This is a genomic window from Pseudoalteromonas sp. MIP2626 (assembly GCF_013414205.1).
GTDB lineage: Bacteria > Pseudomonadota > Gammaproteobacteria > Enterobacterales > Alteromonadaceae > Pseudoalteromonas > Pseudoalteromonas nigrifaciens.
The window spans coordinates 88,072-104,978 of sequence record NZ_JAATTW010000002.1; the positions used below are offsets into that span (position 1 = coordinate 88,072).

General features: G+C 38.8%; 15 protein-coding genes and 1 pseudogene. 7 read left to right on the forward strand and 9 right to left on the reverse strand.

The genetic code is table 11. The features are described 5' to 3' along the window. Window positions 1-88: 88 nt before the first annotated feature. Window positions 89-850, forward strand: a pseudogene (locus tag HC000_RS02235) (IS66 family transposase); the annotation flags it as partial. Here the strand turns inward: HC000_RS02235 and HC000_RS02240 are convergent. Further along, window positions 832-1,266: a thermonuclease family protein gene (locus tag HC000_RS02240; protein ID WP_179806854.1), complete on the reverse strand. Its 435-nt coding sequence runs from the start codon at window positions 1,264-1,266 to the stop codon at window positions 832-834. The pseudogene HC000_RS02235 and the gene HC000_RS02240 sit on opposite strands and share 19 nt — an antisense overlap. Before the next feature lie 448 nt (window positions 1,267-1,714). Here HC000_RS02240 and minC point away from each other — a divergent pair, with 448 nt between their 5' ends. From minC to minE, 3 genes are read left to right on the forward strand one after another with little or no spacing between them, the layout of a single operon-like run. After that, the gene (gene minC / locus HC000_RS02245) at window positions 1,715-2,419 is read left to right on the forward strand and encodes a septum site-determining protein MinC (RefSeq protein WP_179806855.1); all 705 of its coding nucleotides are present in this window, start codon (window positions 1,715-1,717) and stop codon (window positions 2,417-2,419) included. Between the two features lie 5 nt (window positions 2,420-2,424). After that, entirely contained in the window at window positions 2,425-3,234 is an 810-nt protein-coding gene (minD, locus tag HC000_RS02250; RefSeq protein WP_011330130.1) for a septum site-determining protein MinD, read from the forward strand. A 1-nt stretch (window position 3,235) separates the two neighbouring features. Continuing rightward, window positions 3,236-3,502 carry a cell division topological specificity factor MinE gene (gene minE, locus HC000_RS02255; protein ID WP_024604840.1) on the forward strand — a complete coding sequence of 89 codons (267 nt, stop codon included), beginning with the start codon at window positions 3,236-3,238 and terminating at the stop codon, window positions 3,500-3,502. 219 nt (window positions 3,503-3,721) lie between these two features. Here the strand turns inward: minE and kch are convergent, their stop codons facing one another. The 4 genes from kch to HC000_RS02275 form a co-directional block, all read right to left on the reverse strand. Further along, window positions 3,722-4,897, reverse strand: a complete 1,176-nt coding sequence (gene kch / locus HC000_RS02260; protein WP_011330128.1) for a voltage-gated potassium channel protein — start codon at window positions 4,895-4,897, stop codon at window positions 3,722-3,724. Window positions 4,898-5,085: 188 nt separating this feature from the next. Beyond that, a complete protein-coding gene (rnd, locus tag HC000_RS02265; RefSeq protein WP_011330127.1) occupies window positions 5,086-6,216 on the reverse strand; it encodes a ribonuclease D in 1,131 nt (376 codons plus the stop codon). Between the two features lie 51 nt (window positions 6,217-6,267). Then, on the reverse strand, window positions 6,268-7,920 hold the full coding sequence (gene fadD, locus HC000_RS02270; RefSeq protein WP_089369289.1) for a long-chain-fatty-acid--CoA ligase FadD: 1,653 nt from the start codon (window positions 7,918-7,920) through the stop codon (window positions 6,268-6,270). Window positions 7,921-8,034: 114 nt separating this feature from the next. Continuing rightward, window positions 8,035-8,886: an alpha/beta hydrolase gene (locus HC000_RS02275; RefSeq protein ID WP_179806856.1), complete on the reverse strand. Its 852-nt coding sequence runs from the start codon at window positions 8,884-8,886 to the stop codon at window positions 8,035-8,037. 328 nt (window positions 8,887-9,214) lie between these two features. Between HC000_RS02275 and HC000_RS02280 the strand changes: the two genes are divergently transcribed. Then, window positions 9,215-10,504 (forward strand): alkaline phosphatase, encoded by a 1,290-nt coding sequence (locus tag HC000_RS02280; protein ID WP_179806857.1) that lies wholly within the window; start codon window positions 9,215-9,217, stop codon window positions 10,502-10,504. Window positions 10,505-10,596: 92 nt separating this feature from the next. On the opposite strand, the gene HC000_RS02285 is transcribed toward HC000_RS02280, so the two are convergent. The 3 genes from HC000_RS02285 to HC000_RS02295 all read right to left on the reverse strand — a co-directional run bounded on the left by HC000_RS02285 (window position 10,597) and on the right by HC000_RS02295 (window position 13,633). Further along, complete coding sequence (locus tag HC000_RS02285) at window positions 10,597-10,926, reverse strand: hypothetical protein (RefSeq protein ID WP_086993466.1); 330 nt, start codon at window positions 10,924-10,926, stop codon at window positions 10,597-10,599. Between the two features lie 76 nt (window positions 10,927-11,002). Next, a complete protein-coding gene (gene tsaB / locus HC000_RS02290) occupies window positions 11,003-11,707 on the reverse strand; it encodes a tRNA (adenosine(37)-N6)-threonylcarbamoyltransferase complex dimerization subunit type 1 TsaB (RefSeq protein ID WP_179806858.1) in 705 nt (234 codons plus the stop codon). A gap of 9 nt (window positions 11,708-11,716) precedes the next feature. Then, window positions 11,717-13,633, reverse strand: coding sequence for an ATP-dependent DNA helicase (locus tag HC000_RS02295; protein WP_179806859.1), 1,917 nt, complete (start codon window positions 13,631-13,633; stop codon window positions 11,717-11,719). A gap of 334 nt (window positions 13,634-13,967) precedes the next feature. Between HC000_RS02295 and HC000_RS02300 the strand changes: the two genes are divergently transcribed. Then, window positions 13,968-15,263, forward strand: a complete 1,296-nt coding sequence (locus HC000_RS02300) for a sodium:proton antiporter (protein WP_086993462.1) — start codon at window positions 13,968-13,970, stop codon at window positions 15,261-15,263. 108 nt (window positions 15,264-15,371) lie between these two features. On the opposite strand, the gene HC000_RS02305 is transcribed toward HC000_RS02300, so the two are convergent. After that, window positions 15,372-15,608 carry a hypothetical protein gene (locus tag HC000_RS02305; RefSeq protein ID WP_011330119.1) on the reverse strand — a complete coding sequence of 79 codons (237 nt, stop codon included), beginning with the start codon at window positions 15,606-15,608 and terminating at the stop codon, window positions 15,372-15,374. A 397-nt stretch (window positions 15,609-16,005) separates the two neighbouring features. On the opposite strand from HC000_RS02305, the gene hisG reads away from it, so the two are divergent. Further along, entirely contained in the window at window positions 16,006-16,905 is a 900-nt protein-coding gene (hisG, locus tag HC000_RS02310; protein WP_011330118.1) for an ATP phosphoribosyltransferase, read from the forward strand. The last annotated feature ends 2 nt before the right edge of the window (window positions 16,906-16,907 follow it).

Sequence of the window (16,907 nt, forward strand, 5' to 3'; positions counted from 1 at the left end):
ACAAGGCCAAAGATAAGCTGAAAATTCTATACTGGGATAAAACAGGGTTCGCGCTTTGGTATAAACGACTTGAAAAGCAAAAATTCAAATGGCCAAGCGTAAACAGTTTGGTAAAAGCTCCGAGCAACTCCCGGGTGCGAGGGAAACCTTCAATGAAGCGGAAGAAATCATTGATGAGGCCGATAAAACGTTATTAGCTGCGGCTGATAGTCACAGTAAGGTCACAATTAAAAACAAACCGACGCGCAAGCCACTGCCAAAAGAATTACCTCGAAAAGTGGTGACAATTGATGTGTCCATTGATGAACAAGTGTGTGATTGTTGCCAAGGTAAGCTGCATAAAATTGGTGAAGCTCGTAGTGAAAAACTTGAGTTTGTTCCTGCGTATATCAAAGTGATAGAGACAGTTCGACCGAAATATGCCTGTAAAAGGTGTGAGCAAACTGGCACAGAAAATTCTATAAAAGTTGCACCTGTTCCAGCAACACCCATTCCTAAAGGCATTGCCACCAGTAGTTTGCTGAGTCAAATCATCAGCGCCAAATATCAATATGGGTTGCCGCTATATAGGCAAGAAAAAATGTTCAATGAGTATAGTATTGAGCTGAGTCGTAAAACCATGTCAGATTGGATAATACGGTGTAGTGAATTGCTGATGCCATTAGTTAACGAGCTAAAAGCAGTATTGCTTAGTCAAGCGGTGATCCATGCCGACGAAACGCCCTTAAAGGTGATTAAGGCCGATAATAGCCGCAGTTACATGTGGGTGTATTGTTGTGGTAGCGATTCGGTGACCGCCAATAGTTTGCCAAATATTATCCTCTATGATTATCACAACTCTCGTGCCGCGGTAATCCCACCATCATAAGCTACACCTAGGCCTGAGCTGATTAGAATGTCAGTCAGGCTTTTGTTATCAACATATACGTCAGCGACTATCCTAAAGTATTTACCACGTTTCGCGTTCCTAAGCTCAATGACTTTGGCTGACCGTAGGGCTTCGACTGTTACTTGCTTAGCCTTGCGCGCTAAATCTTTCTCTTTCTGACAATTGCCTCTCATTTCTGGCGTATCAACACCCGCTACACGAATACCTATGCGTTCGCCTATTAACGAGTGTACGCCACTGATGTTTGCGCGGAATGTATCGCCATCATAAATAGAAGTGACCTCTGAGACTGTTAGGCTGCCGTGGTTTCTATCTTTAATACTAACGGCATAAGAGCCACCACTGACTATAAGTAGCAACAATAATAGTAAACGCATGAACTGTTAGCCTTTTTAACATAATGGATTAGCTCGATTCTAGCGTAATGAATCCCAACGCGCTAGACAGAACTCGAAGTGGTGTGCCCACCACATTTTTATCAAAGAGTAAAGTTGTCGGGTGCTTTGCGCCAAAACGCGGAAATTCTGGGTCCACTGTGGGGCCATTCGGGGTCTACTTTTTGGGTCTGGGGCCATAATGGGGCTGTACCGATTATCAGGGATGCTAACTCATGCCAATCGTGCAGCCCGCATTAAACCTAGGGGGGTAATCCATGCTCATCTATGTGTATAAAAACACGTATAATTCTTGCTTAACAATGATTCACACTATAACATGAGAGCAATAATAAGTTAGAAAAATTAGATTGAAAATTTCAATAAAGGCCTTATTCAGCCTGCGTTTATCTAAATTTAATCTCTGATCAGATAATTCAATTGAGCGTGTATGTCAGAACAAATTTTTGAGCTAAAAGGGAATCTTTTTACGTTATCAGTTTTACATCTTTATAGTACTGATATAAATCTTTTAGCAGAGCAACTGTATATAAAAATAGCCCAAGCACCCAAGTTTTTTAAAGGTGCGCCTATTGTTGTTAACTTAATTGAGATAAAAAATAACTCTCTCGATTTTGTCCATTTAAAGTCATTACTTGAGCGCATGAGCTTTAATGCCGTTGGTGTATGTAATGGCTCAGACGAGCAACATACGCAAGCCAAAGCTGCTGGCCTATCGGTATTAAATTATTCACAAGACGTTAAGAGTGAATCTGTTAAAAAAGAACCCAATACATCTATTGTTGAAAAAACAGTGCACTTGCCTGCACAAATAATTAATGGCACGGTACGCTCTGGTCAGCAAGTTTATGCAAAAGATCGCGATTTAGTGGTACTAGGTGCTGTAAGCCATGGCGCAGAAGTTATTGCTGATGGCAACGTACATATATACGGAACCCTGCGTGGCAGAGCAATCGCTGGCGCAAAAGGGTTTAAAAACGCACATATATTTTGTAATCGCTTAGAAGCAGAACTTGTTTCTATTAATGGCAATTACTGGATCAGTGATTCACTGCAAGGTGAACACTGGGGTAGCGCTGTGCAGATAGAACAAAAAAATGAATCATTAGAAATTTCAGCTTTGGTTAAAGGATAAATCTCATGGCAAAAGTTATTGTCGTTACCTCGGGTAAAGGTGGCGTTGGTAAAACAACGTCAAGTGCCGCAATTGGTACAGGCTTAGCATTAAAAGGCTACAAAACAGTTATTATCGATTTCGATATTGGCTTACGTAATTTAGATTTAATTATGGGTTGTGAACGTCGTGTAGTGTACGACTTTGTAAACGTAATTAATGGTGAAGCAAATTTAAATCAAGCACTTATTAAAGATAAGCGCGTTGATAAACTATTTTTACTCCCTGCATCACAAACTCGTGATAAAGACGCCCTAACACGTGAAGGTGTTGAGCGCGTGCTTAACGAATTAAAAGAAGACTTTGATTACATTGTTTGTGATTCACCAGCGGGTATTGAAGCTGGCGCTATGATGGCTATGTACTTTGCCGATGAAGCAATTGTAACAACAAACCCTGAAGTATCGTCAGTGCGAGATTCAGACCGTATTTTAGGTATTTTACACAGTAAGTCTAAGCGCGCTGAAGAAGGCTTAGAAAACATAAAAGAACATCTATTAATTACTCGCTACAATCCAGATCGTGTTTCTAAAGGTGAAATGTTATCGGTTGAAGATATTCAGGATATTTTAGCGATTGATTTATTAGGCGTTATTCCTGAGTCTCAAGCAGTATTAAGCGCATCTAACTCTGGCCAACCTGTTATTTTAGACAGCGAATCTGATGCAGGCCAAGCTTATGCAGATGCGATTAGCCGCTTACTAGGTGAGACTGTCGACTTTCGCTTCTTAGATGTAGAAAAAAAAGGTTTATTCAAACGGATATTTGGAGGTTAACGTGTCTTTACTTGACTACTTCCGCTCAGAAAAGAAAAACAGTGCGTCATTAGCAAAAGAGCGATTGCAGATCATAGTCGCGCACGAACGTTCTCAACGAGGAACGCCGGATTACTTGCCACAATTAAAACAAGATATTTTAGATGTGATCCGTAAATACGTTAACGTGAGCAGTGACGCAGTCCAAGTTCAATTTGATCAGAACGAAGATGACTTAGCCGTACTTGAGCTAAACGTAACCTTGCCTGACGAAGAGCCAAAAGTATAAGGCAGTAATTAAGCATTAAATTACTGCTCGCAAAAAAGCCGTTCATTAAAGTGAACGGCTTTTTTATTTTTAACGACTTTATTTTATAGCTTTACCATAAAATGGAAATAAGAGAGTCATTTAAGCTTTTTTATTTCAACTTAATGTTGAACCAGTTTAGCTAACACTTAGGGTTATTATAATAAATAGTTAAACATTGGCCTGAGTAATTAGCCGAGCTTATTCTGCATCACCAAAGAACAACTTAGTGATTAGCTTATTATCAATAGTCTCCCCCTTTAGGGTTCTCACTAACAATTCACTGCCGAGTAATTGCAATGAAAATACTACGTCAGGTTTTACGCGCTTAATTTGCGGAATATGTTTACTTGAATTAACCAAAGCAATTGTTTTGGTGTCCTCGCCAGCAACTTCTTTAGCCGCTAAAATACTAAACGCATTTTCAGCATCATCATTACGTAACGCTAAAATATAATTTGCCTTTTTAGCGCCCGCTTCTATTAAGATATCTGCTGAGCTTGAGTCGCCATAAACAATGTCTGCATCTACCGGGTATTCGTGTTCAGACCCTGTTGGGCACACTAAAGTAACTGCATCGCCACGCTCTACCAAACCGGCATAAACACTGTGTGCGGTGGGTGAAATACCTAAAATAATAAAATGATTTTTTCTCATTACGTTCGAAATCCTACCTTTAACAATTTTTTTAAGATTACCACCAATCACAGGGCCTATAATAGCACTGATCGAAGTAGCAAAAACGGTAATACCCATAACAATAATTGATGCGGTAAATAGTCGCGCCGTAGACGTTACAGGGTAAAGATCGCCATAGCCTACCGTCGACATGCTCACAATAGAAAAGTAAAATGCAGTGGGTAAATCGGTAATAGGGGTACTAAACTCGCTGCCTAAATACAAAGTGCCAAACACAGCATAAAGCATTAATGCACCTGTACTCGTTAGAGCAAACAAACTACCTGCGGTAATACTAGAGCCATCAAAGCTTTTCCAGTATACGAGTAATAACATGCTCACAACCATAGTGTAAGACAATAATATTAGCCCAGAGCTTGACGATGAAATACTAATAACCGCGACCACTATTAATAGTATCAGTGAAAAAGCCCACGCTAAACGTGCTTTTAAAGCTAAGCCAACCGACATTATTATTAAGCCTGCACCTAAAATAAAGCGCGGTAGTTCTGTTATTCCTATTTTATCAATTAAATTTAACCAATCGAGCGACCAGTTTAATACACCCGGTAGCATTTCGAGCATACGTGCAACAACAGGTTTAATTAGCCAGTAACCATTAAAAGCAACCAAAATAGCTAATATCCAAGCTGGTTTACATAGTTCTAATAGTTTACGTTTTATTGTTTCAACTTTCATAAAAAGCACTTTAATAACAGTGGCATATAAAAAATACCACTAAATGAATAGCAAATAAATTAATAAAGCTATTATAACTGCCTCCCAATAATAGGTGCACTTATAATAGTTTAGTATTTATACCTGTTAGCTCAATACACTATTAAGTAAGTTATCTATGTAAGCTAACCTTAGATACTTAAATACGATCAAACATCCCATTCTTTTAGCGTATCTTTTACAAAAGAATAGCGCCAAGAACTAAGCAAATCTGGTTTAATATGCTGCTCTTTTTGTGCTGCAGATAATTTCCAATTCCAACTAATTAGTTGATTAACCTGCTTTTTAGAAGCCATTACATCCTCTGGAATATTATGTTCTTTGGCAACTTTATTAATTTTTTGTTTTATCTCTTTCGCTACTTTTTTGTAACTAGGAAAGTCTATTAAACGCTTTAAAATTGCTGGGTGTTGCTCCTCAGGCAATGCTTTTGCTTGCTCAATACACTTTAGTATTTCGACTCCCGAGCGGTTCACTTCTATCGCCTCAACGCCCGGAATTTGCCTTAATGCATTTAAACTTGCTGGCCCTCGTTTAGCAATTTCTGTCATATTATGTTCTTTTAATACAAAGTTAAGTGCTAAATTTTTACGAATTGCTTTATTTCGACGCCAAACAGCCAGCTCTCTTAATATTGCAAGTTCATGTGGCCTTAGTTGCCACGCATTTTTAATGTCTTTATAGAGCAGTTCATCTGGGGTTTGAAATTCACGCTTATTAGCCACTAACTCACTTTCGCTAATAACAATATTAAATAAATCGGCGGCTTTTACACTGTCAATAATAAGATTAAAACAGGGTAATAAATGATAGGCATCGGCAGCAGCGTACTCTAATTGTTTATTTGTTAATGGCCGTTGCAACCAATTTGTACGTGATTCACTTTTATCTATTTCAATATCCAGTAAGGTTTTTACCATAAGGGCAAAGCCCATGCAGTTTCCTTCGCCTAAAATTTGCAGTGCAAATTGAGTATCGAATAATGGTGTAGGAACAAACCCAGCGTACTTTTGAAAAACTTCTATGTCTTCTGAAGGAGAGTGAAATACTTTTAAAACAGCAGGATCTTTTAAAATTTGCCAAAAATCGAATAATGACAGTTCTGCCAGTGGATCTATAAGTGCTAAATGCTCGCCATCATAAACTTGAATAAGTGCAACTTCTGGGTACAAAGTACGGCGACGCATAAACTCTGTGTCTATGGCTAAAACGGGCTTGTTTTTAATTTGCTCAACAAAAGTATTAAGCTGATTTTGGGTTTCAATTAATTGGTAGTGCACTTAGTCTCCTACAATAAAAAAGCCGACATATGTCGGCTTTTTTAATGGTTGCTAATCTTTCAAGGCTCTTCTGAGTATTTTACCTACGTTAGTTTTAGGTAACTCATCCCTAAACTCAACAAGCTTAGGCACCTTATAATTAGTTAAATTATCACGACAGTGTTTTATTATATCTTTTTCAGTTAAAGAAGGGTCTTTTTTTACAACAAAAACTTTAACTTGTTCACCACTCGTATCGTGAGGGATACCAATAGCTGCTACTTCAAGCACTCCGTCGTGCATGGCAACAACTTCTTCAATTTCGTTAGGGAATACATTAAAGCCCGAGACAATAATCATATCTTTTTTACGATCGACTATATAAAAGAAACCTTCGTCGTCATAAGTGGCTATGTCACCGGTAGCAAACCAGCCATCTTGTAAGCTCTCAGCGGTTGCATCTGGGCGTTTGTAGTAACCAAGCATAACTTGCGGGCCTTTAACCCAAAGCTCTCCTGGTTCACCTTTTGCTGCTTCTTGGCCATTATCAAGAATTAATTTGATTTCGGTACTTGGAGCCGGTAAACCAATTGAGCCATTATATGCCGTTAAGTCATAAGGACTAACGGTAACTAAAGGAGAGCACTCGGTTAAACCATACCCTTCCATTAATTTAGATTTTGTAACTGTTTGCCATTTTTCAGCAACTGGGCGTTGTACAGCCATACCGCCGCCTAATGACATTTTTAAGTGACTAAAATCAAGTTCGGCAAATCCTGGCGTGTTTAACAAACCATTAAATAAAGTATTTACACCCGTAATAGCAGTAAATTTAGCTTTACTTAATTCTTTAATAAAACCAGGCATGTCGCGTGGATTAGTTATAAGTACATTTAATCCACCGTACTTCATAAATGTTAAGCAGTTAGCCGTTAATGCAAAAATATGATAAAGCGGTAACGCAGTTATTACCACTTCTTTACCGCGCTCAAGCACTGGGTCTAAACATCCTGAAACTTGCTCAAGATTACCTACCATATTACCGTGGCTTAACATTGCGCCTTTAGATACACCCGTTGTTCCACCGGTATATTGTAAAAAAGCTAAATCACTTAAGTTAACCTCTGGACGTACATAGGCATTTTCGTCGGCTTTAAGTAAGTCGCAAAAATCAATGGTATTTGGCAAAGTATAGCTTGGCACCATTTTTTTAATGTACTTAACAACAAAGTTTACAACATGCTTTTTAATCCCACCCATCATGTCGCCCACTTGGGTAACAACAATATGTTTAACATCGGTATGCGGTAGCGCTTTTTCGAGTGTATCGGCAAAGTTAGCCAATATAAAAATTGCTGAAGTATCAGAATCTTTTAGTTGGTGCTCAAGTTCACGCACTGTGTAGAGTGGATTTACATTAACAACAACACAGCCGGCACGTAAAATACCTAAAATAGCAATGGGCGTTTGTAACAAGTTAGGCATCATAACTGCCACTTTGTCACATTTTTTAAGGCCTAAATCATTTTGAATATAAGACGCAACTTTTTTAGTTGCAGTATCAATTTCATCATAAGACAAGGTTTTACCCATATTTGTAAATGCGGGTAAATCTTTGTAGTCGGTAAAACTTTTTTCAAACACTTCGAGTAATGAGGCATAGTGCTCAGGATCGATAGTTTCAGGCATACCTTCTGGGTAGCGCTTAAGCCAAATTTTTTCCACTCTTAGCCCCTGTTTATAGTTATATTTTTATTAACCTTAATCTAAGTAAGGCACTTTGACAATTGAGCAAATACTCTAATGAAGAATAGTCCCACATTTAACGCTAATATACAATTAACACACGCTACTTTGCACCATAAATGCTTGAATCTGTTCAAAACAGTGCGCACTACTTTGCATATGACAGTGATGCCCGCCCTCTACAGTTATTACATTTAAGCTATTGTAATATTTAGCATAGTTTTCTAAATTTTGTTTTACAAAAGTGTAGCCTGTATCCCCTAGTATTAACTGACATGGCGCAATTAAATTTTTTATTGCACCAATACATTGCGCCTCATCAAACCTAAAACCTGAATGATTTTTAAGCTTTGGGTCGGTTGTTAATGCAAATCCATTTTTAATTGTTTTAATATTGCGCGCCATTAACACCTCAACAAGCTGGCTACTTAAATCTGTTGTTTGCGCACGTGCTTGGTGTATTTGCTCTTTAGATTGATACACTCTTGGCTTTTTATTTTTTAGCCTGCCTCGGTTTAAAATAGCACTTTTAAGTTTTTGCGTTACTTCTTCACTTGGGGTTGTTACGCACCCAATCCCTTCTATAAATGTTACAGACGTTACATAATCACTAAAACAGCTTGCAAACAACCCCGCCACCATAGCGCCCATAGAGTGCCCTACTAGGTGTACTTTTTTTACCCCTAAAGCATTTATAAACTGATATATATCATCAATATAATCTACAAAATAATAGTGTGTGTCGTCGCTACGCCACGACGACAAACCGTGTCCGGCAAAATCAAGGCAATACCACGTTTGCTGTACTTTGGCATTTGCTAACATAGGGATATAACTTGCACTATTATCAAGCCAACCATGCAGCGCAATTACAACTTCATCTCCACTTCCCGCTTTTAAACCATGAATATTTAAATTATTGATTTGAATATTAAATGGTTCCACAGCATACCCCTATTAATTTTATTAATGATTATTTATAACTGTTAGCTCTAACGTGTTTTAAAAGGTGTTTTTAAATCTATCTTTCAGTAGTTATAGACAATGTAACCTTTAATGATAGGTATTTGCTACCAGCTAATTTAAAACAAAGGAGTAATTATAACTAACTAAGCAAGTAAATTAGTTTATATAATCCTGATTTAATAAAGCTTAAGCGCAATATAACTTTAACACTTTGCTTTAGTCGTTCATCGATATTAATTTATTTTTCATATTAACTGTATACAATAACTCCAAGCTATTAAATTAAGTACATTTAAAAGGTACAAACATGAAAAAACAGCTCAGTTTATTGGCGCTTTTATGCAGCGCAACAGGTGCTTATGCAGATTCGGCACCAAAAAACATTATTTATATGATTGGTGATGGTATGGGCCCAGCTTATACAACTGCTTATCGTTACTTTAAAGACGATCCAAACACAAAGGCAATTGAAAGCACTGTATTCGATACTATGTTAACCGGTATGGCACACACCTACCCAGACGATCATACTTATGTTACCGACAGCGCAGCAAGCGCTACAGCGTTAAGTAGTGGTCATAAAAGCTATAACGGTGCTATTGGCGTAGATACCAATAAAAAGCCCGTTAAAACGATGTTAGAAATTGCAAAAGAGCGCGGTATGACCACTGCACTTGTCGCTACTTTACAAATTAACCACGCCACACCGGCAAGCTTTGCGGCTCATAATGAATCTCGCGGTAACTACGATGAAATTGCTAACGATTACATTGATAATAAAATTGCCGGCAAGCTACCCGTTGATTTAATGCTAGGTGGAGGGACTAAATATTTTATTCGTGAAGACCGTAACTTAATTGAAGAATTTAAAGCCGCTGGTTATCAATACTCCGACGACATTAATAACCTAGGCCAAATTACGCAGCTCCCTGCCATTGGTTTATACGCCGAAAAAGGCCTTCCATACGCAATTGATGAACACCCTACTCGCCTTGCAAGATTAACCACTAAAACACTTGATTTGTTAGATGGCCAAAACAAAAAAGGCTTTTTTGTGATGATTGAAGGCAGCCAAATTGATTGGTGTGGCCATGCTAACGATATAGCCTGTGCTATGGCAGAAATGGACGACTTTGCTAAATCGGTCGAAAAAGCAAAAGCATACGTTGATAAAAACCAAGACACGATTTTAATTGTTACCGCAGATCACTCAACAGGTGGTTTAACACTTGGTGCCCACGGACAATACAAGTGGGATACCGAAATAGTTAAAGGCGTTAAAGCCTCGGCTGGTAAATTAACCTCACTATTAATGGATGCCAGTGATTTAAAAACAGTTTGGTCGGCTAATACTAATATTGAGTTTAGTGCTGAGCACCAAATTAAACTTGAGCAAGCTAAAAAAATGGGTAAAAAGCCTTTAAATTTAGCCATTAAAAGTATTATTAACGATGCCAGTTTTACTGGCTGGACAACTGGTGGCCACACAGCAGTTGATGTACAAGTATTTGCCTATGGTAAAGGTAGCGAGCAATTTACGGGCTCACAAAACAATACTGACATTGCCGATAAGCTAATTGCATTTATAGAAAAATAACGTTATTAAATACAATAAATATGTAACAAACAAAAAGCCCGAGCATCTAATATGTTCGGGCTTTTTATTTTTAAATTTTATGCTTGAGTAATTTAAGCGTAAATGTCTACACCAATTAAATCTTGCACTTCAGCACGTCGTTCTAAATTTGCAAATTCGGTATAAGTGGAAATAGCCTTGCTTACTTGTGCTGAGGGTTGGTCGTAAATAGTTTGATTATATTGTGTATTTGCTGCGCTTGCTTTAAAAAATTGATTGGCTAACTCTACGCCTTCACGACTGTTTTTAACATAATCGGTATTCGTTTTTGGCGCAGCAGTGTGCTCTAACAAACCTTGAGGTTTATTAGTAACTACTTTAGCAGAGCTAACTCTACCCGGAATATCTCCGGTAAAAAAACCTGAACCAATAGGCAGCGTCATTACGCGTCTCCAATCTTAATCTATTTAAAATTATGATTTAAAAACAACCGATTTGCAAATACTCGTTATTTAATTTTCACTCTCGACCTGGAAGCTTTTTCCAAGTAACAGTATCGCGTACATATTTAGGCTGTGCATCGCTTGCTTTTACAACGTTACCCGCTAAAAAGCCTGCCTCTACAAATGCTAGCATGTAGCGTGCATCGGGCAGTGTGATCTCGCTATTAATAGTTACGTTATCAAAATCATTCAACGCATCAGGGTATGTTTTAAACCCTGTACCTACAGCAACCGATTGTGGTGCACTATTGGCTATATAATCTTGATTTAACAACTCAGGTTTAATTACGCATTCTTGATTAGCTAATTGCATTAAGCCATTTTGTGCTTGGTAATGCGCAAAGTAAATCTCTCCCATGCGGGCGTCAATACTAGGATAAACACTTTCATGGCCGTGTTGCTCAAACGCTTGTTGCGCCATAATAGCTAACGTAGATACCCCTACAAGTGGCAATTTAGTTGAATATGCAAGGCCTTGTGCAATAGCTACACTAATACGTACTCCCGTAAAACTACCTGGACCTTGACCAAAGCCAATTACGTCTAAGTCTTTTAATTTACAGTTTGCGCTGGTTAATAGCTGATCTATTAATGGCAGTATTTTTTGACTATGCTGCTGTGGGCATTCTTCAAAATGATGAAATGTTTGCCCCTTAAAATGTAAAACAATTGATAGCGCTTCGGTAGACGCATCAAGGGCAAGAATATTACTTTTGATCATTTTATTACTCTAATTAATTTGTTGTAAAAATTTATTGACATCTTCTAAGCTTCGCGTGCGACGCATTGGCGGTAAGCTCTTTAAAAACACTTGCCCATATTGGCGTGTAACTAGGCGGTTATCGCATATTACAAGTACACCTTTGTCTTTACTGTCGCGTATTAATCGCCCTACTCCTTGCTTAAGCGCAATAACTGCTTGTGGTAATTGTATATGTGCAAAGGGGTCTTTTCCTTGCATTTGACAGTCTTGCATTTTAGCTTGTAGCAAAGGATCATCTGGCGCAGCAAAGGGAAGCTTATCAATAATAACACAGCTTAGCGTACTGCCGCGTACATCAACTCCTTCCCAAAATGAAGCTGTTCCTAATAGCACTGCGTTACCATGGCGAGTAAACTTTTCTAAAATAATACGTTTCGACATTTGTCCTTGCATATAAACTGGGTAGTCTATTTGCGTAGTAAGCCCTTCGGCTACTAAATGCATCATACGGTAACTTGTAAAAAGTACAAAACAGCGCCCTTTAGCCGACTTAATTAATTCTAGGGTTAATTTTACAATTGCGTGGGGCATATTGTCTGCATGCGACTCTGGTAAGTAACGCGGCAAACACAGCAGTGCTTGGTTTGGATAATCAAACGGGCTATCTACCATCATGCTTTGTTTGGGTGTTAATCCAAGGCTAGCGTTAAAGTGGTTAAGCTGATTATCGACCGACAATGTAGCCGAGGTAAATACAAACCCTGCGCCAGTATCGGCCATCATTTTAGCAAATTTAACTGATACATTTAATGGCGTTATATTAATAGTTAAATAACGGCGGGTGGTTTCGTACCAATAGCTAAAACCTGTTTGCGTGATATCGAATACCCGCTCCAACTGGCCTTTGAATGCAAGTGCACGTTCAAACGGGTGCTCTATTTTATCGCTTCTGTCTAAGCAAAGTTTTAATACCTGATAAACAAAGTCTAGGTCGCTAATAACCCGATGCAACGCGGCGCAAATTTGCTTATCGCTGAGCTTGGTGCGCCAATCACCACGGCTGCCATCAACGCCAAACTGCAGACGTAAATCGGCAACACTGGTTTCGAGTTTATTTAAGCTTTTACCTAGCTGCAGCATGTCAGGGATTTCGGCACGATAAATGGCACGTAAATCGTTAATTAAATCCACCAGCTTTTTAGTGCTAACGCTTTCGCCAAAGTAATCACTAGCAATTTCGCTTAATTGGTGTGCTTCGTCAAATATATAAGCATCTGCTGTGGGCATCAGCTCTGCAAAACCACTGTCTTTTACCGCCATATCAGCAAAAAATAAATGATGGTTAATTACCACTATATCGGCATCAGCCGCATTTAAGCGTGCTTTTCTTATATAACAAGCCTGAAAGTCGGGGCATTCTTTGCCTAAACAGTTGTCTGCGGTGGAGTTTACATAAGGTAATACTTTTGCATCGTCTTCTATACCAATACAGTCGGCTAAGTCGCCTGACTGTGTTTCGCTGGCAAACTTAGCCACCATAGCTAATTGGTGCATTACATCAGAATCGTCGGTAGGTACATGAGCCACATGCTGATTAAGTCGATAAGTACATAAGTAGTTTGCTCGGCCTTTTAATAAGGCCGTTTTTTTAGAAGCACTTAACGCTTTTACGAGTTGAGGTAAGTCGCGATGATATAACTGCTCTTGCAGGGCTTTAGAGCCCGTAGATATGATGGTTTTACCTTTTGATTTAAGCGCGGGGGCTAAGTAGGCAAAGGTTTTTCCTGTGCCCGTACCGGCTTCAACTACTAGTTGTGAGCTGTTTTTTAACGCATCAGCAACGGCAACGGCCATATCTATTTGTGGCTGTCGTGGTGTATACCCATCTAAAGATAACGCCAAAGGCCCGGTTGCACTAAACAGCTGTTTGATAATACCAATCACTTTATAATAAATAATAGCGCGATTTTACGTAAGCTAACCACCAAGGGCAAGTAATTACAAAGTAGTTTTACTTTTATGACGCTATTTATAAAATAAAATCTTCATTTTAATTATTCATCCTAAATTACCAAGACACGTTATTACTAACTTAGCTTTAAAGTTATGACAACACTATTAACAATGGCTCATTTACTATTAACCAGTTGCGATAGTAAAGTTAAATTAAACGCCTAATTCGCCTATAAATATTGTGACACTATAATACGACAGGAGTACCATAGCAGCCTTGAAACTCGCTTTTTGTGTGTCGCTTATAATTAATTAAGGTTAATCGATGAATGCTTGGTACCTCATTTGCTTTCTTTCTGCACTTGCTATTTTTATTGCATTTGCAAATCAATATATTCTTAAAATGCAAACCACTATTGCCATTACCACAGGCTCGGTTGTCATTTCATTATTGTTGATCATTGCCGTTAAGCTTTTGGGCGATCAAAACGCGTTAGCTATGACCCAAATTGTCTCAAGTATTAACTTTAATGAGTTACTTCTTAAAGGCATGCTAGGCTTTTTGTTGTTTGCCGGCGCACTGGAAATTAACCTGCAAGCTCTTAAAAAACAACGCTGGGAAATAACCGTTTTAGTCTTGTTTTCTACCTTGGTTTCTACTTTTATAGTTGGCTATTTAAGTTTTTACTTATTTGCAGCCTTTGGCTGGCCAGTGCCTTTTATATACTGTTTATTATTTGGTGCATTAATTAGCCCCACCGACCCAATTGCAGTACTGGCTATCATTAAGCAAATGCGTGCACCTGAGGGTATTTCGGTACAAGTTGAGGGCGAATCGCTTTTTAACGATGGGATTGGTTTAGTTATATTTACCACTATTTTTTCAGTAGCCTTTTATGGTACCGATGCAAACTTTAAAGATATAGCCGAGCTGTTTTTTGTTGATGCCCTTGGTGGTATAGCGTTTGGCTTGGCTATTGCACTGGTTGGCCACTTTTTAATTATTAATAGTCGCGACGTAAATATTCGCTTGCTTATTACTCTCACTATCCCAAGCGCAGGATTTGCAGCGGCTAATTTATGGGAAATATCGGGCGCGCTTGCTATGGTAACCAGCGGTATTTTGTTAGGTAATATTACTCGCTCTAAAGCCACTGAACGCACAGGGCCCGATGATACCCGTTATGTAAAAGACTTTTGGCATGCCACGGACAGCTTTTTAAATGCGCTACTGTTTTTAATTATTGGCATGCTCATAGTGACCATGCCCATTACGCTAAGTGAAATTGGCGTAGGCTTGCTGATGATACCTGCTGTGCTTATAGCCCGTTTTATTAGTGTAGGTGCCCCTTTTGTATTGTTTAAACAATTTAGAAGTTACGACAAGCATAGCGTTAAAATATTAACCTGGGGCGGATTAAGAGGTGGCTTAGCATTAGCCATGGCAGCGGCCATACCCCGTGAAGAAGTTTTTATTGGCGGCTCTGATTTACATAACCTAATTGTAATTGTGACCTATGTAGTAGTGATTTTTTCAATTATTATTCAAGGTTTAACTATTTCACCACTTATTCACAGCAGTATTGCATCTGCAGAGCAAACTAAAAAAACGGCTAATTAAGCTATTACTTTGCTGCGGTTAACTGGTTATATACATGATCAAATAGCACCTACTTTGGGGCGTATTTGATCTGTTTTGTAGCTGCGCTTAATAACGCAGCTTAACAACTTATGCCCATGTATCTAGGTGCGGCGTACCGTCTTCATCTTTTTTAATACCCGAGTTATCGGTGTTTTCGTTGATAAGTGACAGTTTTTGTTTTTTTTCTAACTCACGTTTTTTACGCTCGTCTAATGCGACTTTGTCAGTACTCGCACCTTGTTTTACGCCCGCAATATAAAAAGCCCCTTTAGGCTCGAGCGCTAAACGCGTAATTGGCCCTAAGTAGGGGATCATAATATCCATACATCCTCCTTCAATACCAAAATCAATTTATGATTTGAGCTTTTAAAGCTTAAGTCAATATACATTAATCCTAGTTTATATCGGCGGTTATAACATATTCTTTAATTATGTAAAAAAAGGCTTGCCATATTATGCTGCTTTATGTTTTTATAATCCGTACAAATCGAGATACATAACAACACACGTTAACTATATAAACGTTTGTTAAATAGGACAATAAAATGCGCTTAAACCTGACATCAGTACATCACCACCATTCATCGGAATAACCTGTCAGGTCTTTCGCTGAGAGGTTATTCCTAAAAGGAACCTCTGGCGAGTCATAAAAAATTGATTCATTTTCGCCCTGAGGTTCCGCCTCGGGGTTTTTAGTTTTTAAATTAAAGGAAAATGAAGAATGAACAACAGTAATCGTCTACGTATCGCCATCCAAAAGGGCGGCCGCCTTTCAAAAGATTGCCAAGAGCTACTTAAACAGCTAGGTATCAAACTTAATCTTCGTGAACAACGCTTAATTGCACACTCAACTAATATGCCAATTGATGTATTACGTGTGCGCGATGACGACATTCCAGGCTTAGTAATGGAAGGCGTATGTGATTTAGGCATAGTGGGTGAAAACGTACTAGTAGAAGTGCAAGCTGAGCGTTTGCGCCAAGGTATCCCAAGCGAAGTAACTAAACTGTCTAAACTAGACTTTGGTTACTGCCGCCTAGCACTAGCGTGGCCACAAGAGCTTGGTAAGCAAGACAAGAGCTGGTTTGAAGGCAAGCGCATTGCTACCACCTACCCTGAAATTTTAAAACAGTACTTAAAACGCGAAGGCATTAACGCCAGCACGGTTATGCTTACCGGCTCGGTTGAAGTAGCGCCACGTGCAGGCCTTGCTGATGCAATTTGTGATTTGGTTTCTACTGGCGCAACGCTTGAAGCGAATGGATTAATGCAAGGCGATACTATTTTAGAATCAAACGCTTGTTTAATTCAAAATAAAGACCTACAAGATACCGATAAATTAGCACTTATTAATAAGCTTATGCCGCGCCTACGTGGTGTTAGACAAGCTAAAGAAAGCAAATACATTATGCTACACGCGCCAAAAAATAAGCTTGAAGAAATTTGCGAAATTTTGCCTGGCTCTGGTCAACCTACCCTACTTGCCCTTGCCGGTAGTGATGATTATGTAGCACTGCACATGGTAAGCAGCGAAACTTTATTTTGGGAAACCATGGAGCAGCTAAAAGCCCTAGGTGCTAACTCAATTTTAGTTATGCCTATTGAAAAAATGATGGAGTAAGT